Raw genomic sequence first — 14,997 nt, forward strand, 5'->3', positions numbered from 1 at the left:
GTATTAAGCGTAAGGAATAGCGTTTGTTCGTTACGATATGTATCGCGCCACTACACAACCTGTAGCAAGCGAAGCAATTCCGGTCGATCCTTGCTTTGAATGGTGTCTGCAAGCGTATATTTATCAAGCACATCAAGAAATGCCTGCAGTGCTTCATCAAAAATGTTTTTCAAACCACACACCGGCGTGATCTTACAAGCGCCGTTCCCTGAGAAGCACTCAACAAGATCTAGGTGTTGCTCGGTTTCACGCACCAGGGCGCCGATGTTTATATCGTGAGGCGCCCGGTATAAACGCATTCCGCCGTTTTTCCCGCGCACTGTTTCTATGTACTGTTTTTTGTTGAGCTGGTGCACAACTTTCATCAGGTGGTTTTTTGAAATCCCGTAGCTGTCCGCAATTTCCTGAATCGTCGACAACCGATCTTCTTCCTGAGCCGCCAGATAAATCAGTACTCTTAACGAGTAATCTGTATAGCGGGTAATGTGCATGAAAGGCTCCAGAGCATTAATAAGAAGGACGGGTAACCATGTAGGTCGCAACACCCAGAAGGCATAATCCTGACGTCACCAGAACCGCCACCGGAAACCCCATAAGAAACAAAATGCTCCAGCTTACCGCCATCATGCTGCAAGCCAGTACTTTCGCCCGGGTGGGTATCGCGCGCCTCAGCCGCCATTGTTCGATTGCGGGCCCAAAACGAGGATGCCCCTCAAGCCAAAGGGCAAAGGCCGGTGACCCCTTACTGGCAAAATAGGCAGCCAGCAAAACAAATGGCGTTGTTGGCAGTAGCGGCAACACGACTCCAACAACCGCCACCGCAGCTGAAAGATACGCAAGAACGCGAAACCCGGTTCTGCCTAGATGCACCGCTAATGCTCCACAATAGTTTCCACTTACACCTATTATACCGTGGTTCAGTGGACAGGTCTGCCCAGCTTGCTAAGGAAAGTTAGCCTTGCCACGTACGAGACTTTCACGCCGACTGCAAAAAACAACGTTCCAATGTGGGCCAGAATTTGGACCCCTAGTGAGAAGGCATTTGCCAATGGGTAGGCAACAAGAACCGTTAAAAGCAATCCTCCAATAGAGGCCAGTATGCTGTTATTCGCCACGGCCAACCATTTCTCATATTGTTCCATCATCGCGACCTCACTTTATAACATTTATTTCACATCTATGTTATAGGGTGGCGCGGGTCTGGTTACAAGGAGGCCAAATAACATAGATCAACTGGCGTTCGCGTTAATTGATGGTTGATGTGTGTATCGGACAGCCTGCCTGCTTTGCCATAATGGTATTAAGACTTACAACTCATCCACGCGGTTAGAGGTCCATGCCATGTCGCAATCCGTGCTGACAGACCGTTTTGGTCGCACAGTGAACTATGTCCGCCTGTCGGTGACGGATCGCTGCGATTTTCGGTGTGTGTACTGTATGGCGGAAACGATGACCTTTCTTCCGCGAGAAAAGATCATGTCACTTGAGGAGATCGCTCAGGTCGCTCGTAATTTTGTGGCCTTGGGCACTCGGAAAATTCGCCTGACGGGCGGTGAGCCATTGGTTCGTAAGGGCGTTGTGGATCTTGTTGAGGAGATCGGCAGTTACGGTTTGCGTGATTTTGCAATGACCACCAATGGCAGCCAGTTACCGGCTTTGGCGGAGGGATTGCGTAAAGGCGGTCTGGATCGGCTCAATATCAGTCTGGATTCGCTGGATGCGGAGAAGTTCAAGGCGATCACTCGCACCGGTAAGCTTAGCCAGGTTTTAGACGGTATTGATGCGGCTAAAGACGCCGGGTTTAAGCGAATTAAGCTCAATACGGTGGTGATGAAGGGCCGTAATGAGGAGGAAATTCCGGAGCTGGTTGAGTTTGCTCGCGCGAAGGGTTTGGATATTACGTTCATTGAGGAGATGCCTCTTGGCGAGATTTCCGAGCATGATCGTGGCTTGGCGCTGTGTACGAGTGAGGAGGTTCGGGCGATTATTGCCCGGCACCATGAGCTTGAGCTGACGGATGATGATTCTGGCGGGCCTTCGCGTTATTACCGGATGCGGGATAGTTCTTCGCGCATTGGGTTTATTTCTCCGCATTCGCATAATTTTTGTTCGACGTGTAATCGGGTTCGGGTGACGGTGGAGGGGCGGCTTTTGTTGTGCCTTGGTAATGAGCATTCTATGGATTTGTTGCCTTTATTGCGGGAGCATCCGGGGGATGATGAGCGGCTTCGGGAGGCGATTATTGCGGCGATGGATTTGAAGCCGGAGCGGCATCATTTTTCCAGTGACGGGGAGGTGGAGATTCTTCGGTTTATGAATATGACTGGGGGGTGAAGGTGGGACTTCCCGCTTTTTAGCCTTCAAGTTGGGAGTTAGCGTCAGCGAGGGCTCTCCTTCCAAAAACCGCTCCTTCGGCACATCCATGTGGCGCTTCTGCTTCGCCATCCATGGCTGCGCACATTTTTGGAAGGAGAGCCCTCACCGACTAGCCCTAACTTGGGCGCAGTCTTCTTTTATGCCTTCTCATCTCATTAGAAACAACGAGCAGCCACCAGATCAATGCTCCATACCGTGACTATCATGGCTTTGATCCATGATTTCGCTCTCCGTCATATCTCCCATTTCGTGATCTTCATGCATTCCTTCCATCGCGTCCATTCCACCCACGTCGTGCGCACCGTGCATCGGCATACCGGTATTCAGGTGTTCTAGGGTGATGTCCGCGAACGCCAGTACTTGGCCGCCGTATTGCGACGCGAAGTCGGTGGCGCTGGTTTCGGTGGCGAAGGAGGCCAGGGTTGGGCCCATGGCGCCATTGCGGTTGGAGCCGGCTACGTAGAAGGCTTCTCGGGCGTCGATCAGGTGCGCGTCTTCAGGGTGTTCCCATTCGGTTTGGGCCATGTCGTGTACGTAGAGGGTGTGGTCGCGGTTTTCATTTTCAGGTTGCAGGAACCACGCGAGCATGTCTTTGGTTGAGCAGAACTTTCGGATGTTCTGTTCACGTTCTGTGAAGGCTTGTGCTTTGGGGCCCGGGAAGTTGGCGATGGCCATGCCGCAGACGTGGCATTCGTCGCCGGATTCAAAGTGGACCGGGTCGGGTTTGGCAAGTACTTGCTGTTCGGCATCAGAGCAGCCGGTGATTGCGATGGCGGTCAGCGCAGCAAGTAGCCAGGCTTTGGTTTTGTTTACCATGTTTGGTGTTTCTCCGGTCTTGGTTATATTTTTCGGTTTCTAAACAGTAATAGCGCGCCGGTCAGCGGGATGGCGCACCACAAACCGAGGCCTAACCATAATCCGCCGGTGCCGATGGGTAGGTCGGAGCCGAGGCTGAGTACGCCGCTGAGTTGTGTGCTGTCGCCGAAGGCGACGATGTTGAGCAAGCGGTAGATGTCGGTGGGGTTTAACATCAGCAGCCATGGCAGTAGTTCAGGATTGAGTTTTCCTTCGCTGGCCACCAGCGCACCCAGCAGCACCAAATCAAAGATCAATACGAAGAAGAACCAGATGGCTAGGGCCATGCCGGCTGCGATGGGTTTTTCGCTGACTCGCACGCTGACGAGGTAGGCCAATGCAATAAAGCCCCACCCCAATAAGATGGTTGATCCAATGAATCGACCCATGGCTACAGCCAGCGCACCGACGGCCACGCCGTCTACCAGTACGGCAATGGCAACACCTGCAACGCCGAAGCCTATCAGCGTCGCCAAGGCCAAGGTGAGGCCGTGGCCAAGGAATTTACCCAACAACAGTTGGCTTTTGCTCAAAGGGTAGGTCATGAGCAGCAGCAATGTGCCGCCCTCTTCTTCCCCTACGATGGCGTCATACGCCAGCAGCAGTGCAATCAGGGGGATCAGAAAGATGCCCAAACTGGCGAGGCTGGCGATGGTGGCCGGTGTGGACCCGTAGCCCACTTGCCCGGATGCGGCGGCACCAAACCAGGCGATGCCGAGCGCCAGTGTGGCAAACACCAGCGAAATCGCCACCAACCAGCGGTTGCGGAAGCTGTCACTGAGCTCTTTTCGAGCGATGGTCCATATTGAGTTCATTGGCTGCCTCCCCGATGAGCCAAACCACCCGAGCCGATAAAGTGGACGTAGATGTCTTCCAGGCTCGGCTGGTGAATACCCAGATCGGCGACTTCGCCCGATTGCATCAATGTTTGGATCAGAGCCATTTTATCGCTGGGGCGCACGTCCACTTGCAGAGTTCCGTGGTCATTTTTCATCATCAAACCGGTACTTTGTTTTGCTTGATGAATCACCCTTTCCAACTCCGACAAACTTCCGGCAGGCTTCACCGTAAGTGTTACGGGCATATTGGCCTGCCGGCGTAATGCCGGTAAATCACCCGCAGCCTTCAAAGTGCCACCGGTAAGAATAGCCGCGCGGTCGATGTACGGCTCTACACCAGGCAGCACGTGCGAGCACAACACAATCCCTGTACCTTCATTCCGCAGGTCCCGCAACAAACGATACAAGTCTGCCGTGGCAACCGGGTCCAACCCTACGGTGGGTTCGTCCAGCATCAACAACTTGGGTTTGCCTAATAAGGCCTGAGCAAGCCCCAAACGCTGGCGCATGCCTTTTGAGTAGGTTTTGGTTCGGGCGTTCATGGCATCGCCCAAGCCCACCTGCTCCAGCAACTCCGGCACTTGGTTCAAAGGAGCACCTTTGAGGCGGGCAAAATGGCTCAAAATCTCACGCCCGGTCAGCTGTGGATAAAACATCACGTTCTCGGGCAAATAACCAATGTGCTGGCTGATGTGTGGATCGCCGGCTTCGCCGTCAAGCACCGTCACCTTGCCTTCGCTTGGTTTCATAAGCCCCAGAATTAATTTGATCGATGTGGTTTTACCCGCCCCGTTGTGTCCGAACAGCCCGAGGATTTCTCCCGGCTTCAGGCGCAGATCAATACCACGAAGCACCGTTGTCTTGTCGTAACGGTGGCTGACATTCTCAAGCTGAAAACAGTTCATCGGATCTCCGATTGCAGATACTCGGGAATTCGCATCAAGGGATGGGGGTCACTTACCCCGGCGGATTTCACCACCGGAAAAGCATCTTGCACCCAACGCAATACATCAACCGACGGGCTGAACATCAGCACCTTCGCTTCCGGGTACTTCCAAAGCAGGCGGTCTACGTTGTCGTTGGGCTCGTAGGGCACATCACCTAGCCCGTCCTGATCCCGATCCCAGCCCAGGTAATCACTCCAGAAATTCCCTCGTCCATCCTTGGCCCAGGACTGCGTGCGCGTCGCCACGTACTTCACCTGACGCTCGTTATTCACAAAGGCATTGTTAAACACCTCGTTTTCCTCTGAACCGGCGGTCAGGTGAATGCCAATATTGCTGTCCGCAAACAAATTACCTTCAAACACGTTGTACAAGGAGTTATAGATAAACACCGCCTTGCCTTCGCCGCCTGAAATCATCACCTGACCGACTTGCCCTTCCGACACCCCGATCACCACATTGCCCCGCAGCGTCGAATTGGTAATGAAATTCATCAAAATGCCGTAGTTTTCATCGTTCTCGGAACGGTTATTAATCACCCGCAAGTACTTACTCTGCATCAGCGCATATCCGGTACGGGTACCGCGGGTAACATTCCCCTCAAGCAGGTTATGCATCGAATACATGTAATGAATGCCGTAACGCAGGTCCGTCATCACATTGTTGCGAATCTCGTTCTTATTCGCCGTCTCGATATAAATCGCATCCCGGGTCTGGGAAATATCATTCCCCTCAATCAACGCCCCGGTGGTATTAAACAAATGAATACCATTACCGCGATCCTGCGACCGAATACTCACCTCACCCCGAATGTGGTTATTCCGCACCGTCACATCCGGCGTCGCATCCAACCAAACCCCAAACGCCGGCCCCTGCAGACGGTTATCCGCAACCACCGAACCACGAGCCTCCCGAGCCACAAAAATCCCCGCATCCAACTGGTTCAAATCCCTCCCCCAGTTCTTCACGGTGCAGCCTGAAAAGGTCACCTTCTCAACCAGAATATCCACCGCATTACCCTGCCCGCCACCATCAATCACCGTTTCCGGCGCACAAGACACAGTGACTCCGGGCACTCGGATAGTCAGAGGCGGCAGTATTTCTGGTGGAAGTTCAATAGACGAACCCGGCGGCAGGTTATCAAGCCGTTCTTGCAGGTCCGCGCTGGCGGCGAGCGATAAAAGAGCGACTATCAGGGCCACCCCATAACGCAATATTTGGTGCATCAATGCTTCTCTAAAAAGTGGAACTCTAAGACTCCGCACCCAATGTACGGCAAGCCAAGTGGGGAAGCCTTTCCAAAACTGTGCGGAGCCATGGATGGCGGAGCAGAAGCGCCACATGGGTTCAGCCGAGTGCTTATGAAGCATAAGCTTCATGCGAAAGCTGAACGACCGCAATCTATGATTGCGGGCCGGACCCCGAAGGGGGGCCGAAGGAGCGTGTTTTGGAAAGGCTTCTCCACTTGGGTTGCTACTCCCAAGCACAAATACAGGGGCCCCGAAAACGAGGCCCCAATTCAAAGAGACGCTAATTAAGCCTTCTCTACCAACATGCGACCACCCATCTCCATGTGCAGCGCATGGCAGAACCAGTTGCAGTAATACCAGTACACACCGGGCTTACCAGCGGTAAAGGTCACAGACGCAGTCTGCTGAGGACTCACCTCCATACTCACACCATGATTCACCATACAAAAACCGTGAGTCACATCCTCGATGGTATCAAGGTTGGTCACATAAACCGTCACCTCATCCCCGGCCTTAACCTTAAACTCAGTCAACCCGTAAGTCGGTGCAACAGAGGTCATGTAAACACGCACCTTATTGCCATCACGGATCACCTTGTTATCGGCTTCCAGAGTCACACCATCCTTCTTCGCCTGCTCACGACAGCTGGCAAAGAACGGGTCCTGACGATCGTAAATCTTCTTAGTCTTGATCTGATCACGACGAACCAAAATACAGTCGTGCGGCTCAGCGAACGTCGGGCCATCGTGAACCAGCTTCATCTCGTCACCGGAAATATCGATCAACTGATCGTTCTCCGGATGCAGAGGGCCAACGGGCAAGAAACGGTCTTTCGAGAACTTCGACAAAACCACCAACCACTTACCATCTGCATCGCGAGATTCCGTCAACGACGCATGGTTGTGACCAGGCTGGTAATGCACATCCAGCTTCTGGCGAATGTAATTCACCTTCTCGCCGTTGTAGTGCTTGATCGCATCCGCAATGTTCCACTTACACACCTGACTGTCGATAAACAGCGTGGTGTACGCGTTGCCACGACCGTCGAAAGTGGTGTGCAGAGGCCCAAGACCTAACTCTGGCTCCGCCACGATGGTGTCGCGCAGCTCAATCTTGTCGTCAAACAGATCGTCCAGCTTGTCGATCGCAATGATAGAGACAGTCGGCGACAGCTTTCCGTTAGCAATGAAGTACTTGCCGTCCGGTGAGGTGTTCAAACCGTGCGGGTTCTTGGGCACAGGAATGTAACGGGTGAACTCGGATTTGCCACGACCATCAACAACCGGAACCTTAGAGTCACCAATTGTCTTGAACTTGCCAGCCTTTACGGCGGCCGCGATGCGCTCGATGTTGAACACAACCACCCAGTCGCGGTCGTTACGCATAGTGCCGGCCAGGTCTAGTGCGCGCTCTGAGTTGTAGCAAGTAGATGCGGCGTACTTACCGGTGTAGTCGGCATCGGTGTTATCCAGGTTGCCGTCTACCAGCACCTGCCAGGCTACTTCCATGGTTTCGGCATCAATCGCGCTGAACATGGTGTAGCTGTTTTCCAGGCTGTATTCACTGCCATCGTTAGGCTGTGGAATCACAAATTCGGCGTTACAGAAAACATAGTTCGTGCGGGGCACTTTCTGCAGACGCAGACCGTGAATCGCCTGAACGTTCGGCACGTGAGTGATCTTGTCTGTCTTCATGATGTCCAGACGAATACGTGCGACACGAGTGTTGGCTTTGTCGTTGATGAACAGATATTTACCGTCGTAACGACCATCTTCCATGGAAATGTGCGGGTGGTGACAGTCGCCATTCAGGTACTGCTGGTCGCCGCCAAGAATCGCCTTACTTTCGTTGGTAATACCCCAGCCGGTCGCAGAATCTACGTTAAACACCGGGATACGCATCAGCTCACGCATGGACGGCACGCCCAAAACACGCACCTCGCCCTGGTGACCACCACTCCAGAAGCCGTAGTACTCATCCAGTTCACCGGGCTCGATGTGAATCTTGTTCTTCGCTTCCTGAGCTGCGGCCGCAAACGCTTCCCGGCTCATGATCGATGTGCCAAGGCCGGTTGCACCTGCAACGCCCGCCAAAGCGGCAGCGCCCATAAAACGACGACGGCTCAGACCGCTTTCAGGAACCTCGGCAGTATCCTTGCTCAGTTCATCTCTTTTCTTCATAGCGTCCAACTCCATTATTGGTATGGCGGTTTGCTTCTCATTCTGTCCGGAACAGCTTGACGGCTCCGGTACTTACTCGTGCACCTGAACAACTGGAATTTCTTCCGGGCGCCCCGGTGCGTTTCGGCCTCGACGTTTACCACGGCGCTTCACAATCAGCGGTGGGCACTTGTGGTCGTCGAAATAAGTCATCTGGCAATCCAGGCAGTAATGGCATTCCATGTAATTGATGTGGCCATCCGGGTGAATCGCCTGAACTTCACACTCGTGGTCGCACAAGCGGCAGGGATTACCACATTCCTTGCGGCGTTTGAGCCAATCGAACACCCGTAACTTGGTGGGTAGCGCCAGTGCGGCACCCAGTGGGCACAGGTAGCGGCAATAAACTTTGCGAGTGAAGATGTTCACGATCAGCAACAGCACTGCGTAGGTCACGAACGGCCAGCTGCGGTCAAAACGCAAGGTAATCGCGGTTTTGAACGGCTCTACCTCAGCCATTTGCTCCGCCGTGCCTAAAGATTCGAGCGACACCCCGAACAACACCAACAGGATGATGTATTTGATGGCCCACATGCGCTCATGCCAGGCAAAAGGCACGGTGTACTGAGGCACTTTCAGCTTGCGGGCGATTTCATTAATCAACTCCTGCAGAGCTCCGAATGGGCACAGCCAGCCGCAGTACACGGCTCGCCCCCAAAGCAACACGATGCCCGCCACCACCGACCAGAGCACAAACAGCATCGGGTCGATCAGGAAGGTTTCCCAGGTGAACCCGGAGATCAGACTGTTCACGAAGGTCAGCACGTTCACGATGGACAGCTGACCCAGCGCGTACCAGCCAATAAAGAACAAGGTGTAGGTCAGGAACGCGTGACGAATCCAGCGCATAACCTTCGGCTTTTTCACTAGCCAATCCTGGAAGAAAAGGATGAACAGCAGCACGCCAATGCCTAGGGCCAAAAAGATGATCTGAAACTCTTTCTGGTACCACACCTGAACCCACAACGGCTGTTCTTCCAACCACTCTTCCTCGGACAACTCCACCTCGGCGCGGGTGTAATATTGCTCAGGCAACTGGTATTCCAGCGGCACCACCGCGAACTCGCTGTCGAGGGGGCCGGTTTGGCGTTTGATGGTCAGTTCCAATGACCAAGGCGTACCGGGGTCGAAGTTGTACTGCTGGCGAATGATGTAGATGGCCATTTCCGGCAAGCGCGGCATGCCTTCAAGATAGACATCGCTCAAACGGTGATAGTCGAGGTCACGGAAGTTAAAGGTGTCGCCAAACTGGCGGATCTGAACCCGGTCAAAAATACCGCCGCGCACATAGCCTGAGCCCCGGAAGGAATAGATGCCTTTGGCCATAACGGCAATCGCATGTTCGCCGTCGTTCAATTCGGACATCAGCCACTTGTACTGGCTGTCACCCAGCAGATTTCGGCCAATGGTGGGTGCATCCAGATAAGCGGCATACAGATCAATAAAGGTTTCATCGCGCTGTTCTGGGGCTGCTGTCTCTATGCCCTCGGCCGGGCCACCCTTGAATGCATCGTCCACCATACCCCGGGTCAGGTGCATCCGGCGGATCGAGCCATCTCCGGTGAGTTGTTCCCAGTTTTTTTCTTCAAACGTGCTCTGATCAACCTCGGCCAGTGGCGGCCGTTTGCTCCCGGCAGTGACTTCAACCAGTCCCAGTTCACCGCCCACCCGGTGGGCGGTTTTCATGATGACTTCGTTGATGACCATCACCGTTACCGTTGCACCGGACAAACCATCCACTGCCACCCGGCGCTCCGACGATTTACCGCCCACGGTGACACGCTGGTCTGCTTTAAGACCGGTGTACTGATCGGTAAAGGCGTGCATTTTGGCTTCGGGAATACCGATCAGAAGAATCGGTTCGTCGTGGTGGATAACACGGGCACCGGTGATCTCGCCCTCCGCATCAAGCACCACCATGGCATTCAGGGGTTTTCCGGAATAAGCGGGGGTTTGTACAAAATCCAGGGTCTGATAGGCATAACCGACCAACTCTTCGCCAGCGTAGAGTTCCTGGATAGCACGATTCGATTCACGCGGCTGAACATCCGTGACTTCAGGCATCGCTTTCTGGATAACCTGACGACCGGAAACGGGCTCATAGTCTTTCAGAGGCATCGCCATCACCGCTGATGACACCATCATCAGCAGAGCAAAACAAATACGTAATGCGGTAACCACTTAAACCCCCAAACTCTCAACGAATACAACACAGGGTGGATCAATAATGAGATAAATCAAATACCTCTATTTGAATAGCTCTAGAGGAGTGAGCCACCTGAAATCGCCAGAATTTCAAGGCATTAATGGCTGATTTCGATCAAACGCTGCGGGTCAGCGATGTACAGCCGACTGCGGTTTACCCGCACCAGTCCACTGGACTTCAAATCCGACAAAATACGAGAGAAGGTTTCAGGCTGCATGGCAAGGCGCGACGCCACCAGACACTTTGGCAACGGCAGCTCAACCTCTCCGCCCTTTGAAATACCCTCAGGAAGCAGATCAATGAGGTAACGAATCAACCGCTCCCGCGCGCTCTGTACAGTCATGATTTCAAGGTCATGAAAACGAGTAACCGCTCGCATGGCGAAATGACGCAATGCGGCTTGCGCATAGGCAGGTTTTGCATCCAAAAGTGCTTTGTAAGCCGAGACCGGAATCATCAGGACATCACTGGACTTAAGGGCTTCGGCATAACAGGCGTATTCCGCCGGATCTGCGTAAATCATGGTTTCCGCAAAGCAGTCTCCCGGCGCAATGCTATCCAACGTGCGATCCACGCCTGATGAGTCAAGGCGATATAAACGAAGGCGGCCCGAGATCACGAAAAAGAAGTGGTGGGCCGGCATACCCTGGCGGTACAAAAGCTGATGATGTCCCAAGCGAATACGGCGTGACTGCTGAATGAGGGAATCCACATCTTCCGGCTGCATTAACCGGAACAACGTATGGGCACGCAGAGTCTGCATGCTCTGTTCCGCACTTATAGAATTGTTTACAGCAACCAATACCGGCTTTTTTGTTCGATTAACCGCGGCTTGCGTTATCACCATGGACTCGTCCTCTGGGCGCATTCATGCATTCATGCATTCATGCATTCATGCATTCATGCATTCAAAATCTTGTTTTAGATGTTAGGAGCATGCCAACCGAAATGCGCTCCCTCTATGGGGGTAGTTCTGAGCATCCTTGCGGGTATTTGACTTAACTCAATAGTTTGCAAAGCGACGTAGATTCTTGACGAGCAGGATCAAGCTGGCACTTAACAGCAGCAGCAGGATCATGAACACAGCCCCCGGCATACCTAACCATTGATAAATAGCAGAAAACACAACGAGTAAGATGAAGGCCACCGAGCAGGCGGCTACCAGCAAAAACCCGGCGAACAAGGCCGCTTGATCCCGATTCGCAAGGATGACCTTTCGCTGAAGACCTCCCATGGCACAGCCCATGGCAACACCCAACGTGACCACCATCAGGCTCTCCATCACAAGCGGTAGCGCGAAGTGCATAGCTACAACACCGTCGGCACCTGCAACGAACAATGTGGTGGATGGCAAAGAAAGGCCGGCAAGCGCTAATAAGCAGAGGGTCAATGATCGTGTGACGACTTTCACACTACCGAAAATATCCGACAAACCGCCCCCGGCGATTTGAGCCAACGCTCCCGGAACCACGAACCACTGAGCCAAACCGGCACCGGCCCCCAGATCCAAACGAAACTGCGCGGATAGAAAGTCCGGCAACCACAGCGCTAGAGAGAAAAAACTACCGGCCACCACGCCAAAATAAAGGCAGAACCACAACGCCTGCCCTTGGCGAATGATCAGCAACAAGTGCTGCATCGGGGGGATTTGAACCGATTCCTGGCTATCCGGTTCGTTATCGGTAACCAGCACTAACAGGGTGGTCACTAACAGCAAAACAACAAGGTAAACCAACGGAACACCTTGCCAGGTGTAGGCATAATGAAACAAAGGAACGAGATAATAGCTGAGCCCTGCGCCCGTCACTCCGGCCCCGAACAGACCCAACACGAATCCCATATGCTTCGTCTGGCAATGACTGGTCACAAACTGCAGGCCCGCACTGTAGAAGCCCCCAGCCAGGCCGAGCCCGCTGGCGACAACCAAGTAACTGATAAAATTACTGGCGACCAGAAACAGCACCATGCACAACGCAAGACCAGTGAGACACCAGAGCATTACAGCCCGGGCACCATACCGCTGGGCAGCTAAACCGGCCGGTATTGCCAACAAAGCACCTGATGCCATAGGTGCCGCCAACAAAATTCCAAATTGCACGCTGTTTAAAGCCAGCTCTGCCCTTAAGTGGACACCCACCACCGCAAACAGGGTCCAACACCCCGCGGCGACAATAAAACCGGTCACCGCCAATGGCAGAATGATGGCGAGCGAGGCGCGCTTTTCTTCGTCCCTTTCTTGTTGTTCAAGCATGTGGCGACCCTTTTCTATGCCATTCGCTAGTTTCAGCTTTTTGCAGTTTTTGGGTCAAAGGCTATGATGGGATACAGCCTCCTGAGGTAATTGACTATCCTCAAAGAGGTATCGGGAATCCGATTTTAGAGTCATACTCTTAAGACGCTTAAGCATCTTCAAGATACAACACGGCCCCCGTTTTTAATCATGGTAAAAAGCCCCTTAGTAAACCGGATTAGTCTGGCAGTCAGCGCTATTGTCTTGACCTCCATCGTCAGCATGTCCGCGACGCTCGCCATATCGAAAAGTATTGAGGGCAGCGCAACCGCCATCAACGCCGCCGGGGCGCTGCGCATGGGAGCCAATCAGCTGCTGACCCGGAAGGGCGTTTTGCCGGCACGGCCTGAAACGTCACAAGGTATCGATCTCTATAGCGCCTATGAAAACCAACTCTCGACTGCAGCCATCACTTCATTAATACCCGGCGGCAGTGAGCACCCTTTGGCACAGCAACACCGCCTTATTATCAATCTTTGGAAAAACAACCTGCGGCCAATGATGGAATCTCGTCCACAAGGCACGCAGATAACCGCGCCGATGATTGCCGAGGTGGACCGCTTTACCGAAGAAGTCAATAAACTGGTGCTAATGCTTGAAGAGCGAACCGAGGCCCGAATAGACCTTTTACATCTAATACAGATCATAAGCCTGATATTTTCAGTGCTTATCGTGGTCGCTTTGTTTCTCGATCTCAAAAACCGGGTATTACGCCCGCTCAGAAAACTGGTCAGTATTGCCAGCGCTGTTGGCGAACAAGATTTTACCCAGCGAGCCAACCTGAAGGGCTCCGATGAACTGGCACAACTTGGCCACGCCTTTGACCAAATGACCGGCGAGCTCGCGCTGACCTACCAAGAACTGGAAGACCGGGCTCGGGAAAAAACCGAAGAGCTGGAAATCAGCCACACGGCGCTGCAGGTGATGCACGCCACAAGCCGCAGTCTGTTTGCCAACCACGATCTGTGCAGCGGCGCGATTCCTATGCTGCAGGAACTTGAAAAAATCCTGCGCATCGGCCCGATCAAACTGTACCTGCACGACAAAGAAACCGACGAACCCGTGGAAGCGGTAACAACCGCCAGCCAGAAACGCCCTTTCTATTGCCGCGACCACCACTGCAATGCTTGCTTGGTTACCCCCGAAGCTTATGACGAACTGCCCGCCCAGGATAACGATGGGCGAAGATTGCTTTTACCCATCCGCATACCCGGCCAGATTCTTGGCACTTTGGAGGTATGGTATCCGGCCGACAAGGGTTTACCCGCCACATCCAGACGACTGCTGGAAACTCTGACCGATCAACTGGCAACGGCCATTTTTCTGGAGAAGCAAATCACCGAAGAGCAACAGCAAACTCTGGCGGAAGAGCGCACCGTGATCGCCAGGGAGTTGCACGATTCTCTGGCTCAATCGCTGTCTTACCTCAAAATGCAGGTGACCCGACTGCGCCGGCTTGAAATACCCGGCGAACACCAAGCCGCCCACGAAGACATCCTGAATGAATTCAGCACAGGCCTGAACAGTGCCTACCGCCAATTGCGTGAACTGCTGGCCACTTTCCGGCTCAAACTGGACACGCCTGATCTTGCCAGCGCACTGAACAAGACCATTGATGAATTTTCCGAGCGCTTGGACAAGCCAGTGCAATTTGAATTTAACCTTCCGCCACAGACACTCTCTCCGAACGAAGAAATTCATACGTTGCAGATTATTCGGGAGGGACTCGCTAATGCCGTTAAACATGCCGACGCAACCGACATTTCAGTACACGTAACCTTCGAATCTCCGGAGGTTCGGGCTTGCATCAGAGATAACGGAAACGGATTGCCTGACGATACTCAGCCTATTAATCACTATGGCCTTATCATCATGGCTGACCGAGCCCGCACCCTCGGCGGCGAACTCAAGGTACAGAATCGCGCCACCGGTGGCGTTGAAGTTTCCTTAACATTTATTCCGAAAAGTCGTAGCCTCATCCCGAGCCAAACAAGCTACGCCTGAAACCAGACAGACTT

General features: G+C 53.3%; 12 protein-coding genes. 2 read left to right on the forward strand and 10 right to left on the reverse strand.

The window, feature by feature from the left end:
• Positions 1 to 50 precede the first annotated feature (50 nt).
• A complete protein-coding gene (locus DOQ08_RS08055) occupies positions 51 to 491 on the reverse strand; it encodes an Rrf2 family transcriptional regulator (RefSeq protein WP_114334392.1) in 441 nt (146 codons plus the stop codon).
• 16 nt (positions 492 to 507) lie between these two features.
• On the reverse strand, positions 508 to 870 hold the full coding sequence (locus DOQ08_RS08060) for a YbaN family protein (RefSeq protein WP_114334393.1): 363 nt from the start codon (positions 868 to 870) through the stop codon (positions 508 to 510).
• A gap of 471 nt (positions 871 to 1,341) precedes the next feature.
• On the opposite strand from DOQ08_RS08060, the gene moaA reads away from it, so the two are divergent.
• Positions 1,342 to 2,334 carry a GTP 3',8-cyclase MoaA gene (moaA, locus tag DOQ08_RS08070; protein WP_114334394.1) on the forward strand — a complete coding sequence of 331 codons (993 nt, stop codon included), beginning with the start codon at positions 1,342 to 1,344 and terminating at the stop codon, positions 2,332 to 2,334.
• A 222-nt stretch (positions 2,335 to 2,556) separates the two neighbouring features.
• Here moaA and DOQ08_RS08075 read toward each other — a convergent pair whose 3' ends face one another.
• The 8 genes from DOQ08_RS08075 to DOQ08_RS08115 all read right to left on the reverse strand — a co-directional run bounded on the left by DOQ08_RS08075 (position 2,557) and on the right by DOQ08_RS08115 (position 12,940).
• A complete protein-coding gene (locus tag DOQ08_RS08075) occupies positions 2,557 to 3,192 on the reverse strand; it encodes a nitrous oxide reductase accessory protein NosL (RefSeq protein ID WP_114334395.1) in 636 nt (211 codons plus the stop codon).
• A 23-nt stretch (positions 3,193 to 3,215) separates the two neighbouring features.
• The gene (locus DOQ08_RS08080; protein ID WP_114334396.1) at positions 3,216 to 4,046 is read right to left on the reverse strand and encodes an ABC transporter permease; all 831 of its coding nucleotides are present in this window, start codon (positions 4,044 to 4,046) and stop codon (positions 3,216 to 3,218) included.
• Positions 4,043 to 4,975 carry an ABC transporter ATP-binding protein gene (locus tag DOQ08_RS08085; RefSeq protein WP_114334397.1) on the reverse strand — a complete coding sequence of 311 codons (933 nt, stop codon included), beginning with the start codon at positions 4,973 to 4,975 and terminating at the stop codon, positions 4,043 to 4,045. The genes DOQ08_RS08080 and DOQ08_RS08085 overlap by 4 nt, the downstream gene beginning before the upstream one ends.
• A complete protein-coding gene (locus tag DOQ08_RS08090; protein WP_114334398.1) occupies positions 4,972 to 6,240 on the reverse strand; it encodes a nitrous oxide reductase family maturation protein NosD in 1,269 nt (422 codons plus the stop codon). The genes DOQ08_RS08085 and DOQ08_RS08090 overlap by 4 nt, the downstream gene beginning before the upstream one ends.
• A gap of 308 nt (positions 6,241 to 6,548) precedes the next feature.
• Complete coding sequence (gene nosZ, locus DOQ08_RS08100; RefSeq protein WP_114334400.1) at positions 6,549 to 8,444, reverse strand: TAT-dependent nitrous-oxide reductase; 1,896 nt, start codon at positions 8,442 to 8,444, stop codon at positions 6,549 to 6,551.
• Positions 8,445 to 8,516: 72 nt separating this feature from the next.
• The gene (gene nosR, locus DOQ08_RS08105; protein WP_114334728.1) at positions 8,517 to 10,628 is read right to left on the reverse strand and encodes a transcriptional regulator NosR; all 2,112 of its coding nucleotides are present in this window, start codon (positions 10,626 to 10,628) and stop codon (positions 8,517 to 8,519) included.
• 158 nt (positions 10,629 to 10,786) lie between these two features.
• Entirely contained in the window at positions 10,787 to 11,452 is a 666-nt protein-coding gene (locus DOQ08_RS08110; protein WP_227537548.1) for a Crp/Fnr family transcriptional regulator, read from the reverse strand.
• A 240-nt stretch (positions 11,453 to 11,692) separates the two neighbouring features.
• On the reverse strand, positions 11,693 to 12,940 hold the full coding sequence (locus DOQ08_RS08115; RefSeq protein WP_114334402.1) for an MFS transporter: 1,248 nt from the start codon (positions 12,938 to 12,940) through the stop codon (positions 11,693 to 11,695).
• 189 nt (positions 12,941 to 13,129) lie between these two features.
• Here DOQ08_RS08115 and DOQ08_RS08120 point away from each other — a divergent pair, with 189 nt between their 5' ends.
• Positions 13,130 to 14,983 (forward strand): HAMP domain-containing protein, encoded by a 1,854-nt coding sequence (locus tag DOQ08_RS08120; protein WP_227537549.1) that lies wholly within the window; start codon positions 13,130 to 13,132, stop codon positions 14,981 to 14,983.
• Positions 14,984 to 14,997: the final 14 nt, after the last annotated feature.

Source organism: Marinobacter litoralis (assembly GCF_003336705.1).
Classification (GTDB): Bacteria; Pseudomonadota; Gammaproteobacteria; order Pseudomonadales; family Oleiphilaceae; genus Marinobacter; species Marinobacter litoralis.

What these genes read in the sequence shown, in the direction of transcription:
- DOQ08_RS08055 (WP_114334392.1), bottom strand. Translation starts at nt 491, where the DNA reads ATGCACATTACCCGCTATACAGATTACTCGTTAAGAGTACTGATTTAT.
- moaA (WP_114334394.1), top strand. Translation starts at nt 1,342, where the DNA reads ATGTCGCAATCCGTGCTGACAGACCGTTTTGGTCGCACAGTGAACTAT.
- DOQ08_RS08075 (WP_114334395.1), bottom strand. Translation starts at nt 3,192, where the DNA reads ATGGTAAACAAAACCAAAGCCTGGCTACTTGCTGCGCTGACCGCCATC.
- DOQ08_RS08080 (WP_114334396.1), bottom strand. Translation starts at nt 4,046, where the DNA reads ATGAACTCAATATGGACCATCGCTCGAAAAGAGCTCAGTGACAGCTTC.
- DOQ08_RS08085 (WP_114334397.1), bottom strand. Translation starts at nt 4,975, where the DNA reads ATGAACTGTTTTCAGCTTGAGAATGTCAGCCACCGTTACGACAAGACA.
- DOQ08_RS08090 (WP_114334398.1), bottom strand. Translation starts at nt 6,240, where the DNA reads ATGCACCAAATATTGCGTTATGGGGTGGCCCTGATAGTCGCTCTTTTA.
- nosZ (WP_114334400.1), bottom strand. Translation starts at nt 8,444, where the DNA reads ATGAAGAAAAGAGATGAACTGAGCAAGGATACTGCCGAGGTTCCTGAA.
- nosR (WP_114334728.1), bottom strand. Translation starts at nt 10,628, where the DNA reads ATGATGGTGTCATCAGCGGTGATGGCGATGCCTCTGAAAGACTATGAG.
- DOQ08_RS08110 (WP_227537548.1), bottom strand. Translation starts at nt 11,452, where the DNA reads ATGCAGACTCTGCGTGCCCATACGTTGTTCCGGTTAATGCAGCCGGAA.
- DOQ08_RS08115 (WP_114334402.1), bottom strand. Translation starts at nt 12,940, where the DNA reads ATGCTTGAACAACAAGAAAGGGACGAAGAAAAGCGCGCCTCGCTCGCC.
- DOQ08_RS08120 (WP_227537549.1), top strand. Translation starts at nt 13,130, where the DNA reads ATGGTAAAAAGCCCCTTAGTAAACCGGATTAGTCTGGCAGTCAGCGCT.